The sequence below is a fragment of the Oerskovia sp. NPDC060338 genome, from assembly GCF_042726295.1.
In the GTDB taxonomy this organism is placed as follows: domain Bacteria; phylum Actinomycetota; class Actinomycetes; order Actinomycetales; family Cellulomonadaceae; genus Oerskovia; species Oerskovia merdavium.
Genome location: NZ_JBHXCQ010000003.1, coordinates 331743 through 356248 on the forward strand (window position 1 = coordinate 331743; position 24506 = coordinate 356248).

Consider the following 24506-nt stretch of genomic DNA (forward strand, 5'->3'; position numbering starts at 1 on the left):
CCGCTCGTCATGCTCCTGTCGTGCTCACCGCGCCCGGCCCCGGGGCGACCCCAGGGCCGGGCGCGGCGCCGACCGGTCAGAGGCCGAGCTGGTCGGCCGTGTAGAAGCCGGAGTCGACGAGCGACGACTGGACGGTGTCCGACGTGACGACCTGCGGGTCGAGGAGGTAGGACGGCACGACCTTCACGCCGTTGTCGTAGGTCGTGGTGTCGTTGACCTCGACCTCCTCGCCGTCGATGATCTGCTGGACCATCGTGGCGACCTGGTCACCGAGCGTGCGGGTGTCCTTCCAGACCGTCATGGCCTGCTTGCCCGCGAGCATGTTCTTGACGTTGGCCTCGTCGGCGTCCTGACCCGTGACGAGCGGCCAGGCGTCGCCCGGGGTGTAGCCGCCACCCTCGAGCGCCTGCTCGATGCCGAGCGCGAGCGAGTCGTTGGGCGACAGGACGACGTCGACCTTCTTGTCGGTGTAGAACGAGTTGAGCCGGTTCTCCATCTCGGACTGGGCCTTGGCGGACTCCCAGCCCTGGATGCCGATCGTGGTCCAGTCGTCGACCGTGGCGGGTGCCTTGCCCGAGGGCACGACGAGCTGGCCCTTCTCGACGTAGGGGCTCAGGACGTCCCAGGCTCCCTTGAAGAAGAAGCGGGCGTTGTTGTCGTCGGGCGACCCGGCGAAGGGCTCGAGGTTGAAGGGGCCGGCACCGCCGGCCAGGCCGAGCTGCTCGACGATGAACTCGCCCTGGAGCGTGCCGACCTTCTCGTTGTCGAACGTCGCGTAGTAGTCGACGTGCTCGGAGTCGTTGATCAGTCGGTCGTAGGCGATGACCGGGATCTCCTCCTTGGCCGCCGCGTCGAGGACGGGGCCCAGCGCCGTGCCGTCGATCGAGGCGATGACGAGGACGTCGGCCCCCTGGTTGATCATGTTCTGCAGCTGCGTGATCTGCTGGTCGACCTTGTTGTCGGCGTACTGGAGGGTGGTCTCGTAGCCGGCTCCTGCGAGCAGCTCCTCGAGGTGGGCACCGTCGTTGTTCCAGCGCTCGAGGCTGCGGGTGGGCATCGCGATGCCGATCAGGGGCGTGTCGGTCCCCGTCTCGCCACCGCCGGACTCTCCACCCGAACGCTCCGAGCTGCAGGCCGTGAGAGCACCGAACAGCAGCGTCATCCCGGCAGCTGCGGCGACCGCCTTGCGCATAGACGTCATCGTCATTCCCTTTCGTCTTCGAACCAGGGCGGGCCTCAGCTGTGAGGCCCGGGATGCCTCCGAGCCGCGGAGGGAATCCGCGAGGCCTCGGTCGGCACTGCAGTGAAACTAGCCACCCTTGAGTTCGAGCGTCAAGCGCAGTAATCAGTTCGTGACCTAATTGTGTTCGAGACTCGAACTCAGAGTGGGAGCGGTACCACCCGGAGCACCTCGCGGATTCCCGGTTCTGCCTCCGTTCTGCGGCTCCCAGGAGCGTGTACGCTCCTTCCTGTGAACAACGACCGGTCCACGCCCGGCTCGCAGACCTCACTCCGAGAAGCGAACCGAACGCGCATCGTGGATGCGGTGAAGCGCTACGGCGGACTCACCCAGGTCGAGCTCGCCGAGGCCACGGGACTCTCGACGGCGACGGTGTCGACCATCGTCAAGGAGCTGACCCAGGCAGGGGTCGTCGACACCCGACCCACCTCGCGCTCCGGACGACGCGCCCTCAAGGTGACCCTCGCCCGCCAGCTCGGTCTCGTGGCAGGCATCCAGTTCGGCCACCGCCACCTCAAGGTCGCGCTCGGCGACTTCGGCCGCACGATCGTGGCCGAGCAGCAGATGCCCCTGCCCGTCGACCACCGCGTCGACACGGGCCTGGACCGCGCAGCGCTCCTCGTCATGGACCTCCTCGAGCGCGTGGGCGCGTCCACGGACGAGCTCCTCACGGTCGGCATGGCCCTGCCCGCCCCGGTCGACATCTCGACCGGGATGATCTCGGTGCGCGGCATCATGCGCGGCTGGGACGACCTGCACGTCGGCCAGGTCATGTCCAAGCGCCTGGCCCGCCCCGTGGTCGTGGACAACGACGCGAACCTCGCCGCGCTCGCCGAGGCCGAGCTCGGTGCGGCCCGCGCCGTCCGCGACTCGGTGTTCGTCCGGGTCTCGTACGGGACCGGGGCCGGCGTCGTGATCAACGGGAACGTCCATCGCGGGTACGCGGGCACGGCCGGGGAGATCGGGCACGTCCAGGTCGACCCCGCAGGACCCATCTGCCGCTGCGGCAACCGTGGTTGCCTCGAGACGGTCGTCGGTTCCGACGCGCTCCTCGCCCTCCTGCGCTCGAGCCACGGCGACCTCACGCTGCGCGACGTCATCTCCCGGGCGCTGGCCGGCGACCCGGGCTGCAGCCGCGTGGTGGCCGACGCCGGTGATCGCATCGGCATCGCGGTCGCCACGCTCGCGAGCGCCATGAACCCCCAGGTCATCGTCGTGGGGGGCGAGCTCGCGGAGACCGGCGAGATCCTCGCTGGCCCCCTGCGCGACGCGGTCCGCCGGCACCTGGTGCCCAACACGATCGCGCCCGTCGAGGTCGTGCTGAGCGAGCTCGGACCCCAGGCCGAGGTCATGGGTGCGCTCGCGCTCGCGCTCCAGTCGACCGACGTCGCGAGCGACGTCCGCCTCGCCCCCGGCACGCCCGGCCCGGTCGGGCTGGCGTCGGCCCAGGACCCTGGTGGCGCGGGCCGGTCGGGAGCCCCCGGATGACCCGGGCCCTCCGGGCGACGCCCCGACCCAGGACCCCGACCACCGCACGACCGCCGCACCACGACGACGTGGTGGGCACCCCGACGCCCCCAGGCGCCCGAGCACGAACAGGTGACACGACGTGAGCAGCTCCTCCGCCCTCCCCGCACTGTCGCTGCACGGCATCGACAAGTCGTTCGGCGCGGTCCGCGCCCTCGAGGGCATCGACCTCGAGGTCCATCGCGGCGAGGTCGTCGCGCTCGTGGGCGACAACGCCGCGGGCAAGTCGACGCTCGCCAAGGTCATCGCGGGCGTGCTGACCCCGGACGCCGGCATCATCGAGTCCGACGGCGTCCCGGTCACCATCCCCTCCCCGGCCGCGGCGCACGCGCTGGGCATCGCGACCGTCTTCCAGGACCTCGCGCTGTGCGACAACCTCGACGTGGTCTCCAACCTCTACCTGGGGCGCGAGCTGCACCGGGGTCCGCGCCTCGACGAGGCCGCGATGGAGGAGAACGCGCGGCGCATCCTGCGCGACCTCACGTCCCGCATCCCCTCGGTGCGCACGCTCGTCTCCGACCTGTCGGGCGGGCAGCGCCAGAGCGTCGCGATCGCCCGCACGCTCCTCGGCGACCCGCGCATCGTGGTGCTCGACGAGCCCACGGCCTCGCTGTCCGTCTCGCAGACGGCCGAGGTCCTGACCCACATCGAGCGCCTGCGCGACCTGGGCCACGCCGTGATCCTCATCAGCCACAACATGACCGACGTGCGCGCGGTCGCGGACCGGATCGAGGTGCTGCGCCACGGGCGCAACAACGGCAGCTTCTCGGGACCCGGCACGAGCTACGAGGAGATCATCGCCGCGATCACCGGCGCCATGACGACGCCGCGACGCAGCGTGCGCCTGGGCTGAGCCCAGGCCGACGGGTGGTGCCGGGGCCACCGAGCGTCCCGAAGGGCCCTCCGTCCGCAGGCCCGGACCCGCCGGACTGCTCCCCGCACCGTGCGTGGCGCCGTCGGGCCACCCGACGCGCACGAACGTGCCGCGGCCGCGAGCGCCGCACGTGACGTCCCCGTGAACGGGACGTCAGCCACCGTGACGGGGCGTTACCACCGGGTTGCCGACCTGTGGAGATGTGGGCGCACACCTCGCATCACGCGCGAAACGGACGGCGCGGTGCTTCCGTCCTGCCCGCGTCTGCCCCTACGTTCGGAGCACGACACCGCAGGAGGTCCGGGGACACCCGGTCGCCCGCCGTCGTGACAGGCACGCAGGGGTGTCTCTGCCCGTCCCGACGTCATCGCCGCCGCCGCTCTCGAGCCGCCGTGCGCGTCCTGCGCGCCACGACGACCCGACCTGGTCTCGTCGTCCGGCGGAGGTACGCATGGGAAGCAGCAGGCTCGCGGCGGTACGGCTCCTGGCCGTGGTCGCGGTGGCGTTCGGGCTCGTCTACATCGGCTGGCGCTGGACGGGGACCGTCGCCTGGGACGCCTGGTGGATCGCGGTCCCCCTGGTCCTGGCCGAGACGTACAGCCTCGGCGAGACCGTCCTCTACGCGCTGACGATGTGGAACGCGAGACGGCGGGCGCCCGCTCCCCCGGCGCCCGAGGGCCTGAGCGTCGACGTGTTCGTCACGACGTACAACGAGCCCGTGGACCTGGTGCTGCGCACCGCGATCGCCGCACGCGACATGACGTACCCGCACGCGACGTGGATCCTCGACGACGGCAACCGGGCCGAGCTCGAGGTCGCGGCCTCGCGCGTGGGGATCGGGTACATCACCCGCGGTCCCGAGTGGGAGGGGCGCCCCCGGTTCGCCAAGGCGGGCAACGTCAACAACGCGCTGTTCCGCACGAGCGGCGACCTCGTCGCGATCCTCGACGCCGACCAGGTCCCCGAGCCGCGGTTCCTCGACCGGGTCCTGGGGTACTTCGACGACGAGGAGGTCGCGTTCGTCCAGACGCCCCAGCACTTCTGGAACGTCCCCCCGAACGACCCCCTGGGCACCCAGGCCGAGCTCTTCTACGGACCCATCCAGCAGGGCAAGGACGGGTGGGGGGCCGCGTTCTTCTGCGGCTCGAACGCGGTCCTGCGGCGTGAGGCGCTCATGGCGCTCGGGCTCACCCGGTTCAGCCGGGACGCCCGGGGCAGCATGCGGGCCGCGCTGCGCGCCGGCAGGTCGCGCCTGCAGGACCTGCTGAGCCAGCTCGCGGTCCGCGAGCCCACGGCCATGCCCGTGGCCGAGCAGGCGCTCGCCGCGGTCCGGCGCGCCGAGGGGCAGTTCCGTCGGGGCGACGTCCTGACCGAGATCACGTCCGAGCTGAGAGCGGCGTTCGCCGCAGCCCTCGCTCCGCGCCCCGGGGCAGCACCGCTCCCCGAGGAGGTCGCGGGAGAGCTGCTCGAAGAGCTCGACGGCGTCCTGGAGCTGGTCGACGTGGCCCGCACCGACCAGGCCCTGACGATCAACCCCCTCGACACGACGACCATCACCGAGGACATGGCCACGGCCATGCACCTGCACGCGATGGGCTGGACGAGCGTCTACCACCACGAGGTGCTCGTCCACGGCCTCGCGCCCGAGGACGTGGGCACCGCGCTCTCCCAGCGCCTGCGCTGGGCGACGGGGTCGATGCAGGTCTTCTTCCGCGACAACCCGCTCATGGTCCGCGGCCTCACGCTCGCCCAGCGGCTCATGTACCTGGGCACCATGACGAGCTACCTGAGCGGGTTCGCCGCCCTGGTCTACCTCTCCGCACCGGTGCTCTTCCTGACGGTCGGGATCTTCCCGCTGCACGCCGACCCCACGTTGTTCTTCCTCCACTTCATCCCGTTCTTCGTGGCCTGCCAGCTCCTCTTCCAGCTCTCCGGCCGGGGCAGCCGTGGGCTGTGGCGGGGGCAGCAGATGTCGTTCGCGCTGTTCCCCACGTGGATAGCGGCCACGCTCTCCGGGGCGTCGGCGGTGTTCCTCGGCAAGCACATCGCGTTCTCGGTCACCTCCAAGACCAAGCAGGCGACGGGCACGGGCTACCGGCACGTGCTCCCCCAGGTCGTGGCCACGGCCGTGCTGCTCGTGGCCTCGGCGATCGGCGTGGCCCGCATGCTCGCGGGCGAGGCCTCGGCCCCGGCGACCTACCTCACTCTGGCGTGGGTCGTGGTCGACCTCGCCCTCCTGTCCGCCGCGCTGCGTGCAGCGCGGTACACCGGTCCCGGCGACTCCGTCGTGGACCCCACTCCCCCGTCCGCCGCGCTCCTCGCGGCCCAGGCCGTGAGCGACGGGCTCGACAGCAACGACAGCAACGGCGCTGGGCTCACCTCCCTCCTCGACCCGACGGATCTCCCGCTCGACCTCACCGTCCGCCACGCACCCAGGAGCTCACCATGGCCACCATCGTCAGCGCACCCGACCTCACCCTGACCCACCCCGTCACGAGCATCGACCTCCCGACCGGCGGCAGGCTCGACGCAGCGGCCGTCCTGGCCCTGCGCGGCCCCGTGGCCGCAGCCGTCGCCGACGGCCCGGTGCTCGTCCTGCTCGACGTCTCGGGCGTCGACGGCGTCTCGCCGTCGGGGGTCGCCGGGCTGCTGGACCTGCTGCGTGTCGTCCGCTCGCGCGGCGGCGACCTGCGGTTCTTCGGGGCCTCGGCGGCGGTCCGGCACGCCTTCACCGCGCTGCGCCTGGACACCGTGGCCCGCATCTACGGCGGCCACGACGAGGCGCGGGGACTGCTCGCCACCCGGGCCTCCTGATGACGTTCTACCTCCCTGGGACGAGCGGGCGCCGGCGGCGGCCCGGCCTGGTGACGCCCGTCATGATCATGTTCCTGGGCGTGGGGGCGGTCGGCGCCGGGTTCGCGGTCGCGGGTCCGCCCGAGGCCGGGCCGCCGCCTGCCCCCGAGGCCTGCACGGCCGACGCCGCGCAGGTCGTCCCCGACGACGGCACGCTGCTCGGGGTCAACCTCGACTGGGCGTCCGAGACGCTCGAGGAGCACCGGACGTACCTGGGCCACGCCCCGGCCGTCGCGGTCCAGTTCTCCGACGTCCCCTACGACCGGGCGACCTGGGAGCACACGGTCAGCGCGGTCACCCAGATGAAGGCCAACGGCGGGGTGCTGCTCCTGACCCTCGAGCCGCACGCGGGCCTGGCCGCCATGAGCGACGAGGTGATCGCGACGCTCGCGCACGACCTGCGCGAGGTCAACCAGCAGGGAGTCGCGGTCGTGCTGCGGTTCGCGCACGAGATGAACGGCTCGTGGTACGCGTGGGGCCAGCAGCCCACGGCGTACGTCGAGACGTTCCGGCGGGTCGCCGCGGCGGTCCACGACCAGGCGCCCGGCACGGCCATGATGTGGGCGCCCAACTACGGGGGCGGGTACCCGTTCACCGGGGGCCAGTTCGCGGCGCTCCCCGGGTCGGCCGACTACGCGGCCCTCGACACCGACGGCGACGGCACGGTCACCATGTCCGACGACAGCTACCTCCCGTACTTCCCCGGGGACGACGCCGTCGACTGGGTCGGCGTCTCGCTCTACCACTGGGGCAACCAGCGCCCCTGGGGCAACAACGAGGTCCCCGAGGACGGCAAGTTCCTCGCGATGCTGACGGGCACCTACGTCGGCACGGCCGGGGACGACGCCGCCGTCCCGGACTTCTACACCGTGTACGGAGTCGAGCACGGCCACCCGGTCGCGGTCCCCGAGACCGCCGCGATCTACACGCCCTCGCGCGGTGGCGCGGCCGAGCTCGACATCAAGCGCGCCTGGTGGCGGCAGGTCTTCTCCCCCGAGACCCACGAGCGGTTCCCGCAGCTCAAGATGGTCAACTGGTTCGAGTGGGACAAGTACGAGATCGAGATCGACGACGACGTCGACTGGCGTGCGGCGGGTGCCCCCGACGTGCGTGACGCGTTCGTCGCCGACCTCCCGTCGTGGCTGCGCTACGCCGAGGACGTCTCGACCTGCAAGGAGTGATCATGCGCACCTCCACGTCCCCCAGCCTCCTGCTCTCGGCCGTGATCGTGGTCGCGGTGCTCGGGACGCTCGCGGCCGCCGCCGTCGGGCCTCCGGTCGCCCGGACCGCGAGCGCCGCCCCGACCATGGGTGCTCCGCCCGGGCCGCTCACCTGGTCCGACGAGTTCGACGGCGCCCCCGGCGCCCCGCCCGACCCTGCACGCTGGCGCCTCGAGACGGGAGGCAGCGGGTGGGGAAACAACGAGCGCCAGTACTACACCGACAGCCCGAGCAACGCCTCGACCGACGGGGCGGGTCACCTCGTCGTCACGGCCCGCAAGGAGAACCCGGCCGGCTATCAGTGCCACTACGGACGCTGCGAGTACACGTCGGCACGGCTCATCACCGCGGACCGGTTCGCCCAGCAGCACGGGCGCTTCGAGGCACGCATCAAGATCCCGGGCGGGCAGGGGACGTGGCCCGCGTTCTGGATGCTCGGGCAGAACATCTTCACCTCGGAGCCGTGGCCCGCGAGCGGCGAGATCGACGTGATGGAGAACGTCGGTCAGGAGCCCGGCACGGTGTGGGGAAGCCTGCACGGTCCCGGGTACTCGGGGGCGGACGCGGTGCACGAGTCGTTCACGCTCCCCGGGGGGCAACGCGTCGCCGACGACTTCCACACCTTCACGGTCGACTGGGCACCGGACTCGATCACCTGGTACGTCGACGGCGTCGCATACTCGCACAAGACCGCCGCCGACACCGGCGGGGCACCCTGGGTGTTCGACGACCCGTTCTTCCTGCTGCTCAACCTCGCGGTCGGTGGGGACTGGCCGGGAGCACCCGACGCGAGCACCCCGCTGCCCGCGCAGATGGTCGTCGACTACGTCCGGGCGTACGCGTGGGACCGACCCGACGAGCCGGGCACGTCGCCCGTCGCCACGACGGGGCAGCTCGTGGGGCTCGGCGGGACGTGCCTCGAGCTGCCCTGGGGCGACACCGCCCCCGGCGTCCCGGTCCAGGTCCGCACGTGCTCGGACGCCGCCCACCAGCAGTGGACGCTCGAGGCCGACGGCACGGTCCGCACGCTCGGACGCTGCCTCGACGTCGCGTGGGGCGCCCGCGAGGACGGCGCGAAGGTCCAGACCGCGCCGTGCTCGGGCGATCCTGCCCAGCAGTTCGTGCTCACCGCGAGCCACGACCTGGTCAACCCGCAGGCCGACCGGTGCGTCGACGTCAAGGACTTCAGCACGGCCGACGGATCGCCCGTCCAGCTCTGGAGCTGCGCCGGGACCGCCAACCAGAAGTGGTGGGTCCGCTCCCCCTGAGGCCGTCGTCCGAGCCGTCCCGCGCGCCTCGGGACGTGCCCGCGCGGCGTGCGCCCCGCCGTCGGGCCGGTGCGGTCCCCGCCCAGGACGCAGCGAGGCGCGTCCCCGTCCAGGGGACGCGCCTCGCCGGTGCGTGAGGGCTCAGTCCTGCCCGACGGCGTCGCTCGCGTTGCGCGCCTCGGCCTCGCCCAGGATGCGGCGCAGGTACGTGTACGTGAGGTCGCCCGCGGCCTTGTCGTACTGCTCCTCGTAGCCGTGACGCGTGTAGAGCTCGAGGTTCTGCTTGGAGTCCTTGCCCGTGAAGACCCAGATCTCCGTGGTCTCCTCGGGCAGGTGCGGCAGCACCGCGAAGAGCATCTGCGTGCCGATCCCGCGACCCTGCAGGTCCGGGGCGACAGCGAGCCGGCCCAGCGTGGCCTTGCCGCCCTCGATCTCGACGCGCACCGAACCGACCAGGCGCGGCCCCTGCCACGCACCGAGCGTGATGACGCCCGGCGTCGCCAGGTCCGCCTTGAGCTCCGCGAGCGTCTGGGTCAGCGGCGGGATGTTGGGGTCCCCGTAGAGCTGCGCCTCGGTGACGAACGCTGCCCGGCGGAGCGTGAGGAGCTCCCCCGCGTGCTCGTCCGTGACGAGGTCCATGGTCATCGGCGTGTCGGTCATGGTCCCATCGTGTCAGATCCGGGCACCCTCGACGTCCGCGTCCGCGGGTGGAATGCCGACCGTCTCACCCCCTCGATCGCGGCTACCCTGGGACCGTGTCCAGCACTCCTTCGTCGAACGCTCCCGCGCCCACGCCCACCCACTGGGTCCTCACGCTGTCCTGCCCGGACGGTCCGGGGATCGTGCACGCCGTCGCGGGGACGCTCGCCGAGCACGGTGGCAACATCACCGAGTCTCAGCAGTTCGGCGACCCGCTGTCGGGGCTGTTCTTCATGCGTGTCCAGGTCGAGTCGACCGCCTCGCGCGACGAGCTCGAGGCCGCCCTGGCACCCGTGATCGAGGCGTTCGACATGACGTGGAACCTGGACGTCGTCGGGCGCCGCGTGCGCACGCTCGTCATGGTGTCCAAGGCTGCGCACTGCCTCGTCGACGTGCTCTACCGCGAGCGCTCGCAGGGCATGCCGATCGAGGTCGTGGGCGTCGTGGGCAACCACCGCGACCTCGAGGACATCGCCGCGTTCTACGGCAAGCCGTTCCACCACGTGCCCGTCACGCGCGACACCAAGGCAGGGGCCGAGGACCGGCTGCGCGAGCTCGTGGCCGAGCTCGACGTCGAGCTCGTCGTCCTCGCGCGGTACATGCAGATCCTGTCCGACGACCTGTGCCGCGACCTGTCGGGCCAGGTCATCAACATCCACCACTCGTTCCTGCCGAGCTTCAAGGGCGCCCGCCCCTACGCCCAGGCCCACGACCGCGGCGTCAAGCTCATCGGCGCCACGTCGCACTACGTGACGGGCGACCTCGACGAGGGGCCGATCATCGAGCAGGACGTCGAGCGCGTCGACCACTCGCGCGCCGTCGAGGACCTCGTGGCGCTGGGCGAGGACGTCGAGCGCCGCACGCTCGCACGGGCCGTGCGCTGGCACGCCGAGCACCGCGTGCTGCTCGACGGGCACCGGACGATCGTCTTCCGCTGACGGACCCTGTCGCATGTGCCGAGCGTGCAGTTCGGGCTGTCGCACGCCTCGATCGACGACCCGAACTGCACGCTCGGCGACATGACGATCACTCCTCGGGCCACGCTCCACGTCGTCACGACCCGGTGGACCAAGCGCTCGCGCGGCGGCGTCAGAGCGGCAGCTTGAACCCCTCGTGCGACTGCGCGTAGCCGAGCGAACGGTAGAACCGGTGCGCGTCCCCGCGAGCCTTGTCCGACGTGAGCTGCGCGAGCGACGCACCACGCTCGCGCCCGCGCTCGTGCGCCCACGCCATCATCGCGCGCCCGATCCCCTGTCCGCGCTGCCGCGAGTCGACGCGCACGGCCTCGACGAGCAACCGGGTCGCCCCGCGCCGCGAGATGCCCGGGACGAACGTCAGCTGCATGACCCCGACGACCTCGCCGCCCACGTCCGCGACCACGAGCTCGTTGTTCGGGTCCGCGTCGATCGCGGCGAACGCGACGTGGTGCTCGTCCCCCAGCTCGCCCGTGCGCCGGGCGGCGATCGCGTCGTCGGCGATGAGCTCGACGACGCGGGCGAGGTCGTCGAGGCGGGCGGTCCGGAAGGTCACGGGGCTCGGGGTGGGCGCGGTCGTCACGGCTGGGCACGCTACCAGCACCGGAAGGCGAGGGGCCCATCGCGCCTGCAGCGCGAGGGCCCCTCTCGGACCCGGCCCGGCTCGAACGGGCAGCCACCCTCACCAGCTGCAGGCAGGACGCGCCTTACCGGGTAGGCGCGCCTTGGGCGGGTTCAGAGATGAACGTACATCGAGCGATGGAGCAGGTCATCGTCTTTTCGGGGGACGCACCCTAGGGCCTCGCGGCCCGCACCGCGGCCGCGAGCCGGGCCACCGCCTCCTCGACGCGCGCGTCCGCGAGGTTGCCGTACCCGACGACGAGCCGGTCCGTCTCTCGATCGCTACCGTCGGCGGCCGTCGCCCGGTACCGCTCGATCGCCGTGACCGACACCTCGCGCAGCACCGCCTCACGCACCACGTCCGTGGCCACGACGCCGGGCGGGAGCGTGACCACGGCGTGCATGCCCGCGGCGATCCCCGTGACGCTCGCGCCGCCCGGCAGCGCGGCCCCGAGCGCGGCCACGAGCGCCTCGCGGCGGCGACGGAACCGGCCGCGCGACGCGCGCAGGTGCCGCTCGTACGCGCCCGAGACCAGGAACCTGGTCAGCGCGAGCTGGTCGATCGTGGACGGTCCGGCACCACCCCGGTCGACGACCCTGTCGAGCCACCCGGGCGGCAGGACGGCCCACCCCAGCCCGAACCCGGGGGACATCGTCTTGCTGAGCGAGCCCAGCAGCATGACGCGGTCGGGCGCGAGGCCCTGCATCGCGGCCACGGGGCGGCGGTCGTAGCGGAACTCGGCGTCGTAGTCGTCCTCGACGAGCACGCCGTCGACGTCCCGCGCCCAGCGCACGAGGGCCTCACGGCGCCCCGGCGACAGGGCAGCACCCGTGGGGAACTGGTGGGCGGGAGTCACGAGCGCGGCCCGCGCCCCGGTCCGGCGCGACGCCGCGAGGAGCGCGTCGACGTCGACCCCGTCCTCGTCGACCGGGACGGGCACGGGCGTGAGCCCTGCGGCCGCGGCCGTCTCGCGCAGGCGCGGCCAGCTCGGGTCCTCGACGAGGAGAGCCCGGTGCCCGGCCTGGTGCAGCGCGGCGGCGATCCGCCGCATCGCGTCGTCCGCGCCGTGGGTCACGACGACGTCGCCCGCCCCTGCCCGCACGTGCCGGGCGCGCGCGAGGTAGGTCGCGAGCGCCGCCCGGGTCGCGGGGTGACCGGTCGGGTCCGGCGCGGCGAGGTCGGCGTCGGGGGCGACGGCAAGGGCTTCGCGCAGCGCGCGGACCCAGGCGGCGCGCGGGACGTGCCGCAGGTCGGGCACCCCGGGCCCCAGGTCGAAGCGCGCTCGCGGGGCACGGGTCCCCGTGCCTGCACGGCCCGACGACGTCGCTCGCGTCCCGACGTCGTCGTGTGCGGCTCGGGAGGACGGCGGGGCGGTCCCGGCCGCGAGCGGCACCCTCGTCCCCGAGCCGGTCCGGGACTCGAGGAAGCCCTCGGCGACGACCTGACCGTAGGCCTCGGTCACGACCCAGCGCGAGACACCGAGCGTCTCGGCGAGCACCCGGCTCGGCGGCAGGGCTGCGCCCGGAGGGACCCTCCCCGAGAGGACTGCGGCCCGCACCGCGTCACCGAGCCGGGCGTGGAGCGGTGCCGGCCCCTCGCCCAGGTCGAGGACTGTCTCCCAGGCGAGCGCCGCCGTCGGGCCTGGGCCGGACGAACCGGACGCACGGGACACGTCCGCCGCGAACCGCCGGCGCGAATTGGTCTGGTCCGATGCCATGCCAATGGACCGTACACCCAGGCCGCTCGCCTTCTAGCGTGGAGAGCGTCAACCCGCCGCACCCTTCACCGGAGACCACCATGCGCTACCGCACCCTCGGCGACGGCCGCACGTCCTTCGACGTCAGCACGCTCTGCCTCGGCACCATGAACATGGGCACCCTGACGGACGTGGAGACCTCGTTCGCGATCCTCGACCGCTACCTCGAGGCCGGAGGGACCTTCCTCGACACGGCCAACAACTACAGCTTCTGGGCAGGAGGGAACGGGCGCGACAGCGAGGACCTGATCGCTCGCTGGCTCGTGAGCCGAGGGGTGCGCGATCAGGTCCGGATCGCGACCAAGCTCGGCGCGGCCAAGAAGGACCCCGCCCTGCCGTTGTCCAACACTCCCCCGACCAACTTCCAGGGCCTGGCGGCCGAGACCGTCGCGTGGGAGGCGTACGAGAGCCTGCGGCACCTCGGGGTCGACCGGCTCGACGTCCTCTACGGGCACGTCGACGACCTCGACACCCCGCTCGCGGAGACGGTCGGAGCCTTCGGCAAGCTCCAGGCCGAGGGGGTCGTGGGGATCTCGGGCATCTCGAACGTCGCGCTGTGGCGCGTGGTCGAGGCGCGTGAGGAGGCGCTGCGACAGGGCGTCGCCCCCTACGGGGTGGTCCAGGAGCAGCTCAGCTACCTCTACCCGACTCCCGACCCCGACCGGCACAACTGGGCCTCGCCCGAGCTGCTCGACTACGCACGCTCGACCGGGAGCGACGAGCGCCCGCCGCTCGCGGTCACGGCCTACTCCCCGCTCCTGCAGGGGGCCATGGTGCGCGACGACAAGGAGCTGTGGGAGGGGTACGGGCACCCGACCTCGCTCGAGCGTCGGCGTGTGCTGCACGAGGTGGCACGCCAGGTCGGCGCGACGCCGAACCAGGTCGCGCTCGCGTGGCTGCTCGGCGGTCCGGTGCCCGTGATCCCCGTGGTCGGGCCCAGCACCGTCGCGCAGCTCGACGAGCTGCTCGGCGCGGCGGACCTGGACCTCGACCCGGAGGTGCGGGACCGGCTCGACGCGGTCTGACCCCGGCGACGCACCGAGTGCGAAGCTCGTGCGAGAGAGTCTCGCGAGAGCTCCGCACTCAGCGGACCGGCAGGGAGGCTAGGAGCAGTCGCGTGCCCCGTACGACACGTCGTAGACCGTCCGGACCTCCTTGCCGCCGATCGTCGCCGTCCCCGTGACCGTGGCCGTCGCGGCGGGGATCGTCGCCAGACGCGTCGCGAACGTCTGCTGGGCGCTCTTGCCCGGCAGCACGCCGGTGAAGGTCTTGGCGCCGAACGGCGTCTCGACCTTGACCGCGGCGGGGACCGGACCCGCGTTGACCGCGCTGACCGTGAGGGTCGCGCGTCCTGCGACGCACTGGGTGCGCGTCGAGGTCGTGAGCTCGACCTTCGCGGCCTTGGGCTCGACGAGCACCGCGACCGAACGTGCCGGGACGGTGACCGTCCCGGTCGCCGCGTCCCATGTCGTCGTCTTGACGACCGGGTCGGCTCCGCGAGCCTGGACGGGAGAGAGCGAGTACTCGCGTCCCGAGAGGCCGGCGACCGTCTGCGTGACCGGCTCGGGCGAGGCGTTGAAGACGACGAGCGCGCCGTCGAGCTCCTTGTCCACGTCCTTGCCGATCGTGTCGTCGATGCTCATGACGATCACGCCGGGCGTCTGACCGGTCCCCGCGTCGGGGAACGTGACCTTCTGGTTGATGAGGTCCGCGCTGCCCAGGCGGAACAGGTCCGTCGAGGAGCGCAGCCGCAGCAGGTCGGCCGCGTTGTCCGAGGCCGACGCGATGTCCTGGGCGGTCGGCTTGAGCGCGGGGTTCGCGAGCAGGGGCGCCATGAGAGGCCACTTCTCACCGTTGTCCGCCTCGAGCGGCAGCCCCTTGCCGAACCCGTTGTCGGTGCCCGTCCAGTCGATCGCGTTGTACCAGTCGCCCGAGTCGTAGCTGTTGCGGTCGAGCGACTTGGAACGCAGCAGGTCGGTGCCCGCGTGCCACAGCGAAGGCGTCTGCGAGAGAGCCGTCGTGGCGAGCGAGACGTTGTTCATGCGCACCCGGTCGGCCATCGACGTGTCCGTCGGCAGCTTGAGGGTCAGCAGGTCGAACAGCGTCTCGTTGTCGTGCGCGTCGACGTAGCTGATGATCTCCTCGGGAGAGTCCGCGTAGCCTGCGGGCGCACCCCGGTAGTCGATCTGGTCGCCGCGCAGCGCCTCACCCGTCGAGGTCGTGAACGTGAAGCTGCGCAGGTTGCCCGCGAGGCCCAGACGGACCAGGTCCGTCTCGTGACCCAGCGACGCCAGCTCGTCGTCGGACCCGTCGTTCACGGTCCCCGGCTCCCCCGCCCGGGCAGGCTGCCCGTTCGGGTCGGTCGCCAGGCCCGTGCCGAACCCCTGCGTGAAGGTCGAGGCCCCGTCGACGGGAGACCCGCCGTGGACCGCGTCACGCAGACGGTCGGAGAACGTACCGATGCCCGTGCCTCCGAGCTGGCCCTGCGTGGCCTGCTCGAAGAGCGCGTTGTCGGCGACCTCGCCGAAGTTCCAGCCCTCGCCGTACAGGTACACGGCCTTGCCGTCCACGCCGTCCTTCTTGAGCGTGAGCTCGTCGAGCGCGGCCCGGACGTCGAGCATGTTCTGCTTCGAGTGGTGACCCATGAGGTCGAAGCGGAAGCCGTCGACCTTGTAGTCGCGGGCCCACGTGACGACCGAGTCGACCATGAGCTTGCCGGTCATGGCGTGCTCGGTCGCGAGGTTCTGGCAGCAGGTGCTGGTCTCGACCGCACCCGTCGTCGTGTTCTGGCGGTGGTAGTAGCCGGGCACGACCTTGTCCAGGACGCTCTTGGCGTCCTGACCGCTCGCTGCGGTGTGGTTGAACACCTGGTCGAGCACGACCTGGAGCCCGGTCTGGTGCAGCGACCCGACCATGGTGCGGAACTCCGCGGCACGCGCCGAGCCCTCGGCGTCGACCGCGTACGAGCCCTCCGGCGTCGAGAAGTGCAGCGGGTCGTAGCCCCAGTTGAAGCCGTCCGTGCCCTGGATCGCGGACACCGCGGCCTGCTGCTCGGTGCCGTCGGGCGCGAAGCCGTTCAGGTCATCGGTGACCGACTGCTTGGACCTGTCTTCCTCGATGGTCGCGATGTCGAACGTCGGCAGCAGGTGCACCGTCGTCAGACCGGCGTCGGCCAGCTCGGCGAGGTGCGTCATGCCGGCCGACTTCTTCTCGCCGAACGCGAGGTACGTGCCACGCTTGGCGGCAGGCACCGTGGTGTCGGCGATCGAGAAGTCCCGGACGTGCAGCTCGTAGATGGTCTGGTCGACGGCCCGCTCCACGACGGGAGCCGGCGTGTCCTTCCAGACCTTCGGCTGGGTGTCCTTCGCGTCGAGGTCGACGACGACCGAGTGGGTCGAGTTGAGCGTCAGCCCCAGCGAGTACGGGTCGGTCACGACGTTCGTCTCGACCTTGCCCGTGGACGGGACGAAGACCTTGACCTCGTAGAGGTACCTGGCCCCGACCCAGCCGAACTTCTTGTCGGCGTCCTTGCCGTCGACCGTCCACGTCCCGTCCGACTGACGCTCGGCGGGGAACCGCCGCGCGTCCTCGTTCTTCAGGTCCGCGGCGTCGCCCGAACCGGGCCACGCGAGGAGCGTGACGCTCTTCGCCGTGGGAGCCCACAGCGCGAACGAGGCCCACTTGCCGTTGGTGTAGATGCTCGCGCCGAGCGTGCGGTCCGCGGCGCCCTCGGCGAACAGGTCGTCCAGGACACCGGGGAGCTGTACGCCGGTCGCCGCGGTGAGCGGAGCGTCCGCCGCGGTACCGGCGCGCTGGGCGACGAGGAGCTGCCCCGTGAGCGCGGTCGTCGCCGCGTCCACCGAGATCGGCTCGCCGTCGGCGCCTGTGACCCGCAGGGCCACCGCGTCGGCGAGGGCCGGGAAGTCCTCCGCGACGTCGTCGGGCAGGCCCGCCGGGTCGAGGACCAGACCGAACGACGACGACCCCTCAGGCGCGACGACCACACCGTCGGCGACGCTCAGGCCGCCCGCCGGTGCGGTGTGCAGCGTCCAGCCCAGCGTCGCCGGGTCGGCGCCCGCGAGCAGCTCGCGCGGCCACGCGACCAGGTCGCTGGTCACCCAGTGCGCGGCCTGCTGACCGGTCCCGGGCAGCGGGGGATCCGCGACCTCGATCGTGAGCACGTGCGTCGCGAGGACGTACGAGAACGTGACCGACTTGCCGTCGGACGCGCTGAACGAGTAGTTCTGGCCGTCCTTGACGCCGCCGACACCGTAGTTCTCCGCCCAGCTCAGACCGTGCGCGACCTTTCCCTCGTAAGCACCCGTGGCGAGCGCCGACGTCGTGAGCGTGTAGACCCCGTCACCGTCAGGGTCACGGAGCCACGAGCCCATGCAGTCCGGAGACCAGGCGGCCGAGCAGCCGAGCTGGTCCTGGAACGAACCCGCGACCGTGATGATCGGGCCCTGTGCAGAGCTCGAGAAGTCGTGCGAGACCGGGTCCCAGTAGAACGTCACGGGGCCACCCGCGGTCGTGTACGTCGCGTTGGCACCGTCCTTCGCGCCGCCGACACCGTAGTTGAGGTCCCAGGACCCGTTGATCGCGACCTTGTACTCGTAGGTACCCGCCGGGATGTCGAACGTGCCCGCGTAGACGCCGTCGGCACGCTTGGTGAGCTTGGCCGCCTCGCAGCCGGGGGCCCAGTCGCCCGCGCAACCCATCTCGGAGTTGTGGCTCCCGGCGACCGTCACGAGGTCGATGTCCGTCGGAGGTTCGACGTCCTCGTCACCGCTCACGGAGTTGCCCACGCTCGCGAACGTCGAGGCCGCGTGGCGGTCACCGTCGGCGTCGACCGTCACGGCCCGGTACTCGACGAGCGTGCCCTTGGCCAGGTCGCTCACGTCGTGGAAGACGCGCGGCGAGGTGTCTTCGGCCGTGCCGAGGCCCTGCCACTCGTCGGACCCGACGACGCGCCAGGCGAAGCTGGTCTCGGACCACGCGGCATCGTCGACGTCCGCGGCGACCGGGGCGACCCCGGTGAGGCCCGCCCCCGCGGCCGGTACGGCCACCGAGACGTCCCCCGTGGACTCGACGCCCACGGCGCGGTCCGCCTTGAGCACGACCGAGCCGAGGGCCGGGACCGTGAGCGAGACCTTGCCGTCGTCACCGGCCGTGACCGCGTCGCCGCCGCCGTAGAGCGGCGCGTACGTCGCGCCGGGCGTGAGCGTGGTGAAGCTGACCGTCTTGGCCGCGGCCGAGTTGTTCAGCCCCACGAGGTGCTCGATCTTCTCGGTGCGGTCCACGCGCGAGAACGCGTAGACGCCCGCGCCCGAGTCGGTGTAGCGCTCGATCTGGGCACCCTGCGCGAGCGCCGGGTTCTCGGAGCGCAGCGCGGAGAGCTCGGCGATGTGGGTGTAGAGCGGCGACGTGGTGTCGTAGCGGTCCTGGCTGCCGGCGGTCTCGCCCGTGATCAGCTTCTGGTCCGCGTACTCGTCGACCTGGGTCGCGAACAGCGACTGCCGCGCGTTCTTGTCCTTGCCGTCGCCCGCACCCGCGAAGCCCTGCTCGTCGCCGTAGTAGACGACCGGCTGACCACGCGTGAGGTACATGAGGTCGTGCGCGAGCTCGTCACGACGCTGCGCGTCGCCCGTGGTCTGCAGCAGGTACCCGATGCGGCCCATGTCGTGGTTGCCGAGGAACGTGGGCAGCGCCGACGCCGAGGAGTCCGGCGTCGTGTACATGTCGTCGCTCGCGAAGAGCTGGGACAGGCCCTTGGCGCTGTTGCCGCTCGCGAAGCTCGCGGCCGAGGACTGGAACGCGAAGTCGAGAACGGAGTTCATGTCCGTCTTGCGCACGTAGGGCGAGAGCTTGGCCGCGTCGGCGTCGTAGATCTCGCCGAACATGAAGAAGTCGTCCTTGCCCTTCGAGTGGGCGTAGTCGAGGACCTCAGTGGTCCAGGTCTCCCAGAACTCGAAGTTGACGTGCTTGACCGTGTCGATGCGGAAGCCGTCGATGCCGAGGTCGACCCAGCCCTGGTAGACGTCGACGAACCCGTCGACGACACGCGGGTTCTCGGTCATGAGGTCGTCCAGGCCGTCGAAGTCGCCGTAGGTCACGGACTCGCCCGACCACGTCGAGTTGCCGCGGTTGTGGTAGAGCGTCGTGTCGTTGAGCCACGCGGGGACCTTGGCGTCCTTCGCGTCCTCGGCCACCACGGGCGTGTAGGGGAACGACGTCGCGGCGTCCATCGCGGGGAACGTGTCCTTGCCCGCGTGGTCGGCCGGGTCGAACGCGGTGCCCGCGGCGTCCTTGTACGGCGAGGTCGCCTGGTCGACGTACGAGTACTGCTTCTGCTCGTTGTCGATCAGGTCGGCCGTGTGGTTGGTGATGATGTCGAAGTAGACCTTGATGCCCTTGGCGTGGGCCTCGTCGATCAGTGCCTCGAGCTCGGCGTTGGTGCCGAGGTGCGGGTCGATCTGCGTGAAGTCGGTGACCCAGTAGCCGTGGTAGCCCGCCGACGCGTTCGCTCCCTCGCCCTGGACCGGGTTGTTCTTGAACGACGGGGTCAGCCAGATCGCGGTGGTCCCGAGCCCGTCGATGTAGTCGAGCTGGTCGCGCAGGCCCTGGATGTCGCCACCCTGGTAGAAGCCCTTGTCCGTGGGGTCGTAGCCCGAGTGCAGCGCACCGCCCTCGATGCCGGCCTCGTTGTTGGTGGGGTCGCCGTCCGCGAAGCGGTCGGTCATCACGAAGTAGAACTGCTCGTCGGAGCCGGCTTGGCGCACGGGCGGGGTCACGATCTTTGCGTCGCTCGCCTCGTCGTAGGCTCCCCCGAGCTCGACGGGCGCGAGCGAGACGCGCTTGGCGACGTCGTCGAACGTGAAGCGCAGGGTCGTGGGGCCACCGACGACCAGCGGGATGTTGTCCGCGCCGCCGTTCAGGCCGTAGGCCTCGTCCCACGTGTCGTTCACGGCGACCTTGTACTCGTAGGTGCCCGCGGGCACCGTGAAGTCGGCCGAGTAGACCCCCTCGGCGCCGGTCGGCGCGAGCTCGGTCGCGGCGCAGGCCGGGTCCCAGTCGGCTGCACAGCCGGCCTCGTCCTGCAGGCTGCCGACGAGTGCGAAGGTGCGGGCCGCGTCCGTCGCGGACGCCGCGGGGCCGGTCGCCGCGTTGGCGACGGCCGTGAAGCCTGTCAGCCCGGTGAGCCCGACGGACAGCGCCGCGAGGGACGCTGTGGCGCGGCGCGGTCTGGACGACCGCCTGGGGCGGGGTGATGCCATGAGGACTCCCTTGTCGACCGGGGAGTCGGACGTGCGTACGCACCGCCGGGTGACCGAGCCCCTGCGCTCCACGTGGTCTCCCGAGCCGGGCGCTCCCCGACGCCGGCTGACCCAGACTGTAGCCGTTGCTGAAAGTTGCAGCAAGGGTGCAACCGCATGTCGGCACGCCGAACCCGTGGCCTCCACGACGGGGACGACCCCGGACAGCGCGAAGCCCGGCCGGGAAGCGTGATCGCTGCCCGGCCGGGCCAGGGGGCTGGAGGACGTCAGCCCGCGAGGTGGCTCCAGCGCGGCGCCAGGTCGCTCCAGGGCCCGACCTCCGCGACGGCACCCTCGTGGAGCACCACGACGCGGTCCGCGCGGGCCAGCGCCGCACGCTTCGAGGTCGAACCGATCACCGTGGTCCCCCGCTCACGGAGCGACGACCACAGCTCGATCTCCGTCGCGGCGTCGAGAGCGCTCGACACGTCGTCGGCCAGGAGCAGCTCCGCGTCGGTCGCGAGCGCGCGGGCGAGCGCGAGCCGCTGCACCTGACCGCCCGAGAGCCGGACCCCTCGGTGCCCCACGAGGGCCTCGTGACCGCCCGCCTCGACCACGTCGCGCTCGAGCCGCGCGGCCGCGACCGGGCCGTGGACCTCGCGCTCGTGGCCGAGCCGCACGTTGTCCGCGAACGTCCCCGACAGGACGCGCGGGACCTGCGCGACGTGCGCGACCTGGCCCGGGCGCAGGAACGTCTGGGCATCCTCGACGTCCGTCCCGTTCCACCGGATGTCACCCGTGTGCTCCATGAGCCCCGCGAGCGCCGCCAGCAGGCTCGACTTGCCCGACCCGACCTGGCCGAGCAGGAGCACGAGCTCGCCGCGCTCCACGCTCAGGTCGACGCCGTGCACGCCGATCGTGCCGTCGTCGTGCAGCGCGCTCACCCCCGCGAGCTCCAGGAGCTCGAGCGCCTGACGCGGGCCGGGGGCAGGGGTGGGTGCCTCGCCCGTGAGGAGGTCGACGCCGCGAGGCAGGTCCATGAGGTCCGCCCCGGCCGCGAAGCGGCTCGTCGCACGCTGCCACGAACGAGTCCCGGGAGCCTCCGTCACGACCGCCCCGGCGACGACGCCGAACCAGCCGAAGCCGTTGACCGCGTTCGCGACCAGGAGCGCGGTCGCGAGGTCCCACGTCCCGGTGAGGAGCCCGGCCCAGGCCGCGACGACGCCGAGCTGGATCATCACGAGCGGCACGCCGTCGAGCGCGGCCTGCACGCGGTGCTCGAAGACCGCGGCACGCACGCGGCCCGCGTCGACCTCGTGCAGGTGCGCGTGCACCTGGGGCGTCCGGGCGGCCAGCTTGACCGAGCGCGCCGAGTCGAGCGCCGAGACCAGGGCCCGCCCGAACCGGGCGCGCGCGGCCGACGATCGCGTCGCCGAGCGGCCCGCGATGGGGCGCCCGAGCGTCGACGCCGCCGCCGAGACGACCATGACCGCGAGCAGCACGGCCCCGGCGAGCCACGACCGGCTCAGCAGCGCCGTGACACCGGCGATGACGAGGCCGTTGACGAGGTCCACCCAGCGGTCGGCGTACCGCACGAACCGGTCGGCGTCCATGGCACGCGCCACGACCTCGCCCGGGGGTGTGGCCGAGAGGCGGTGCTGGCGCGTCTGGCCCGTCATGACCGACATGCGCACCCGCAGCAGGACCTCGATCCACCAGCGGGGGTAGACGTACAGGGCCCGTGCGAGGCACAGCGGCGCGACCACCAGGAGCACCGCGAACGGGACGAGCAGCGCCGCGGGGAACCCCTCGTCGAGCCCCTGGACCGCGTGGCCCCAGAGGAAGCCGGTCACGGCCCCCTGCGCCGACACGAGGCTCGCCACCAGGAACAGCACGGCCCCCACGACACCCCACGCCGGCCGCACGAACAGCGCGTGCAGCACGCCGCGCGCGAGGCTGGGGCCTTCACCCGGGTCCGCCAGGGTCGGCGGGACGCCACGCCGACGCCGGCCGCCGACGGCCTCGTCGAACGCGCCGGGCGCGCCGGTCGTCTCCGGGTCCGCTCCCACGACGGCGGCGGCGACAGCGGCCGAGACCACACCGCCGTCCGCCTCAGCAGCGGCGAGTCCGACCGCCGCAGCGTCCTCGCGGCCCTCGCTCCCCCGGTCGACGAGCGCGACGTCAGGCGAGCCGCCCTGCGCGACGCTCGCCTCCAGCAGGTCGCGATAGGGACCCGCGACGCGCGCGAGCGTGGCCCGCACACCCTGCTGGACGACGCGCCCCCGGTCGAGCACCGCGATCAGGCCCGCGCGCTCGATCGTCGTGAGCCGGTGCGCGACGAGCACGCCCGTGCGCCCAGCGAGCAACCGCTCCGACGCCGCCACGACGCGCGCCTCGGTCAAGGGGTCCATGCGTGCCGTGGCCTCGTCGAGGACCACGACCTGGACGTCTCGCACGAGCAGGCGGGCGAACGCGACGAGCTGTTCCTCGCCGGCCGACAGCGACGTCCCGCCCGGGCCGAGCAGCGTGTCCAGACCGTCCGGCAGGCCGGCGACCCACTCGTCGAGGCGCAGCTCGCGCACCGCGTCCTCGACGGCCGTGCGCGGCACGTCGGCGAAGAGCGCGACGTTCTCCGCGAGCGTGCCCGCGAGGATCTCGGTCCGCTGGGTCACGACGCCGACCGCGGCGCGCAGCGCCTGCAGGTCGAGGTCTCGCACGTCCACGCCCCCGAGGAGCACCGCACCGGGCGGTGGCTCGACGGCCCGGGACAGCAGCGACGCGAGCGTCGACTTGCCCGAGCCCGTGCGGCCCACGAGCGCGACCGTCGCGCCCGCGGGCACGTGCAGGCTCACGCCGTCCAGTGCGAAGGTGCCCTCGGCGTACGAGAAGTGCAGGTCTCGGAGCTCGATGCCCACGGGCCCGGCCGGCACGTCGCGCCCGCCCACCGGCTCGGGGGCGACCGAGAGCATCTGACGGATGCGCGTGAGCGCCCCGAGCCCCTCCTGGATGTCCGGGAGGTGGTGGACCAGGTTGTCGGTCTGCCCCACGAACATCGACGTGACCAGGAACAGGGTGACGAGACGGTCGACGCCCAGCTCGCCGTCGGCGGCGAGGGCAGCCCCCGCGACGGCCACGCCCGCGAGCAGCGACGCGAGCACGAGCCCGGCCCGGCGGAGCATGCGCGACTCGACCGACAGCACGGCCTCGAAGCGTCGGTGGACCTGCGCCGACCGCTCGGCGAGCCTGCGTACCGCGAACGACTGCCCCAGGCTCGTGCGCAGGTCGTCGCGTGCTGCGACCGCTTCCTCGAACACCGCGGCGTGGTCCGTCCAGGCCGCCTCCTCGACGACCTTGCGGCGAGCGATCTCGCCGAGCATGGGGCGCACGATCAGCGCGGCGACCAGACCGAGCACAGGGAAGAGGATCCAGGCCGGCCACCAGGTGAGCCCGGCGACGACCCACATGGGGATCACGCCGACGAGGGTGCGGCCCGCCCCCCAGGCCTGCCGGCGCACGAGCGTGCCGACCGCGTGGGTGTCGTCGTCGACCCGGTCGAGCACCTCTCCGACGGCCTGCTCGGTGAGCGTGGCGAGGGGCTGGTGCAGCGCCGCGGACAGGAGGTCGCCGCGCAGCCGCCCCTCGGCCCGGTCGACGACTCCCGCCCAGACCACCTGGCCGATCGTGTCGAGCAGAGCCGCGCTCACGATGCACGCGGCCAGGAGCTGGAGCGTGGCCGTCGTCGGGTCCGCCGCGAGCCACCCCGCGACGACCGTGCCGAACGCACCACCGACCGCCCCGACGGTGAGCGCGACGAGCGCGAAGACGGACTGCGGGCCGCGCAGCCGCCGCCAGTCCAGGCGGCGGGCGGGGTCCGTCGAGGAGACGGTCGGTGAGGAAGGGGCAGCGTCGGGGCCGGTCGGAGAGCCGGTGGGTGCATCGGTCATGGCCAGCCGATCCTATGGCGGGGGTACGACGCGCACGCAGGCATTTTCCGGCCCTGCGTCCTGGTCCGGACGTCATGGTCCGGACGACGGTGTCCTGTTGCGGGAACCCGCGGGACCGGCCACAGGGACCGGCCACGCAGCGGGTCGGGGGCCCCGGGGCCCCGCCCCCCCCCCCCCGGGGGCCCACCCGGCCCGGGCCCCCCCCCGCGGGGCCCGCCTCCACCGGCGCGGGGCCCGCGGCGGGGGTTGGGCCCCGCGGGCAAGGCCAGGAAACGC

At 72.5% G+C, this 24506-nt stretch carries 15 protein-coding genes; 9 read left to right on the forward strand and 6 right to left on the reverse strand.

Annotation, left to right across the window (positions count from 1 at the left end):
• Positions 1-76: 76 nt before the first annotated feature.
• Positions 77-1201, reverse strand: a complete 1125-nt coding sequence (gene chvE, locus ACFWGN_RS05590) for a multiple monosaccharide ABC transporter substrate-binding protein (RefSeq protein ID WP_377616084.1) — start codon at positions 1199-1201, stop codon at positions 77-79.
• A 270-nt stretch (positions 1202-1471) separates the two neighbouring features.
• Here chvE and ACFWGN_RS05595 point away from each other — a divergent pair, with 270 nt between their 5' ends.
• The 6 genes from ACFWGN_RS05595 to ACFWGN_RS05620 all read left to right on the forward strand — a co-directional run bounded on the left by ACFWGN_RS05595 (position 1472) and on the right by ACFWGN_RS05620 (position 8982).
• A complete protein-coding gene (locus ACFWGN_RS05595) occupies positions 1472-2728 on the forward strand; it encodes an ROK family transcriptional regulator (RefSeq protein ID WP_191801241.1) in 1257 nt (418 codons plus the stop codon).
• A 121-nt stretch (positions 2729-2849) separates the two neighbouring features.
• Positions 2850-3620 (forward strand): ATP-binding cassette domain-containing protein, encoded by a 771-nt coding sequence (locus ACFWGN_RS05600; RefSeq protein WP_191801243.1) that lies wholly within the window; start codon positions 2850-2852, stop codon positions 3618-3620.
• A 472-nt stretch (positions 3621-4092) separates the two neighbouring features.
• On the forward strand, positions 4093-6123 hold the full coding sequence (locus ACFWGN_RS05605; RefSeq protein WP_377616045.1) for a glycosyltransferase family 2 protein: 2031 nt from the start codon (positions 4093-4095) through the stop codon (positions 6121-6123).
• Positions 6087-6455: an STAS domain-containing protein gene (locus tag ACFWGN_RS05610; RefSeq protein ID WP_191801247.1), complete on the forward strand. Its 369-nt coding sequence runs from the start codon at positions 6087-6089 to the stop codon at positions 6453-6455. Before ACFWGN_RS05605 ends, ACFWGN_RS05610 begins: the two co-directional genes overlap by 37 nt.
• Positions 6455-7675 (forward strand): glycoside hydrolase family 26 protein, encoded by a 1221-nt coding sequence (locus ACFWGN_RS05615; protein WP_225219963.1) that lies wholly within the window; start codon positions 6455-6457, stop codon positions 7673-7675. Before ACFWGN_RS05610 ends, ACFWGN_RS05615 begins: the two co-directional genes overlap by 1 nt.
• Positions 7676-7677: 2 nt before the next feature.
• Complete coding sequence (locus tag ACFWGN_RS05620; RefSeq protein WP_377616046.1) at positions 7678-8982, forward strand: family 16 glycosylhydrolase; 1305 nt, start codon at positions 7678-7680, stop codon at positions 8980-8982.
• A gap of 141 nt (positions 8983-9123) precedes the next feature.
• Here the strand turns inward: ACFWGN_RS05620 and ACFWGN_RS05625 are convergent, their stop codons facing one another.
• Entirely contained in the window at positions 9124-9642 is a 519-nt protein-coding gene (locus ACFWGN_RS05625) for a GNAT family N-acetyltransferase (protein WP_191801251.1), read from the reverse strand.
• A gap of 95 nt (positions 9643-9737) precedes the next feature.
• Here ACFWGN_RS05625 and purU point away from each other — a divergent pair, with 95 nt between their 5' ends.
• Both purU and ACFWGN_RS05635 read left to right on the forward strand, forming a co-directional pair.
• On the forward strand, positions 9738-10619 hold the full coding sequence (gene purU, locus ACFWGN_RS05630; RefSeq protein ID WP_377616047.1) for a formyltetrahydrofolate deformylase: 882 nt from the start codon (positions 9738-9740) through the stop codon (positions 10617-10619).
• Between the two features lie 15 nt (positions 10620-10634).
• Positions 10635-10787 carry a hypothetical protein gene (locus ACFWGN_RS05635; protein ID WP_377616048.1) on the forward strand — a complete coding sequence of 51 codons (153 nt, stop codon included), beginning with the start codon at positions 10635-10637 and terminating at the stop codon, positions 10785-10787.
• Here the strand turns inward: ACFWGN_RS05635 and ACFWGN_RS05640 are convergent.
• Positions 10771-11238, reverse strand: a complete 468-nt coding sequence (locus ACFWGN_RS05640) for a GNAT family N-acetyltransferase (protein ID WP_377616049.1) — start codon at positions 11236-11238, stop codon at positions 10771-10773. The two genes, ACFWGN_RS05635 and ACFWGN_RS05640, sit on opposite strands and share 17 nt — an antisense overlap.
• A 211-nt stretch (positions 11239-11449) precedes the next feature.
• A complete protein-coding gene (locus ACFWGN_RS05645; protein WP_377616050.1) occupies positions 11450-12994 on the reverse strand; it encodes a PLP-dependent aminotransferase family protein in 1545 nt (514 codons plus the stop codon).
• A gap of 80 nt (positions 12995-13074) precedes the next feature.
• Between ACFWGN_RS05645 and ACFWGN_RS05650 the strand changes: the two genes are divergently transcribed.
• Positions 13075-14058 carry an aldo/keto reductase gene (locus tag ACFWGN_RS05650; protein ID WP_377616051.1) on the forward strand — a complete coding sequence of 328 codons (984 nt, stop codon included), beginning with the start codon at positions 13075-13077 and terminating at the stop codon, positions 14056-14058.
• 78 nt (positions 14059-14136) lie between these two features.
• On the opposite strand, the gene pulA is transcribed toward ACFWGN_RS05650, so the two are convergent.
• A complete protein-coding gene (pulA, locus tag ACFWGN_RS05655) occupies positions 14137-20307 on the reverse strand; it encodes a pullulanase-type alpha-1,6-glucosidase (RefSeq protein WP_377616052.1) in 6171 nt (2056 codons plus the stop codon).
• Between the two features lie 266 nt (positions 20308-20573).
• On the reverse strand, positions 20574-24230 hold the full coding sequence (locus ACFWGN_RS05660) for an ATP-binding cassette domain-containing protein (RefSeq protein ID WP_377616053.1): 3657 nt from the start codon (positions 24228-24230) through the stop codon (positions 20574-20576).
• Between the last annotated feature and the right edge of the window lie 276 nt (positions 24231-24506).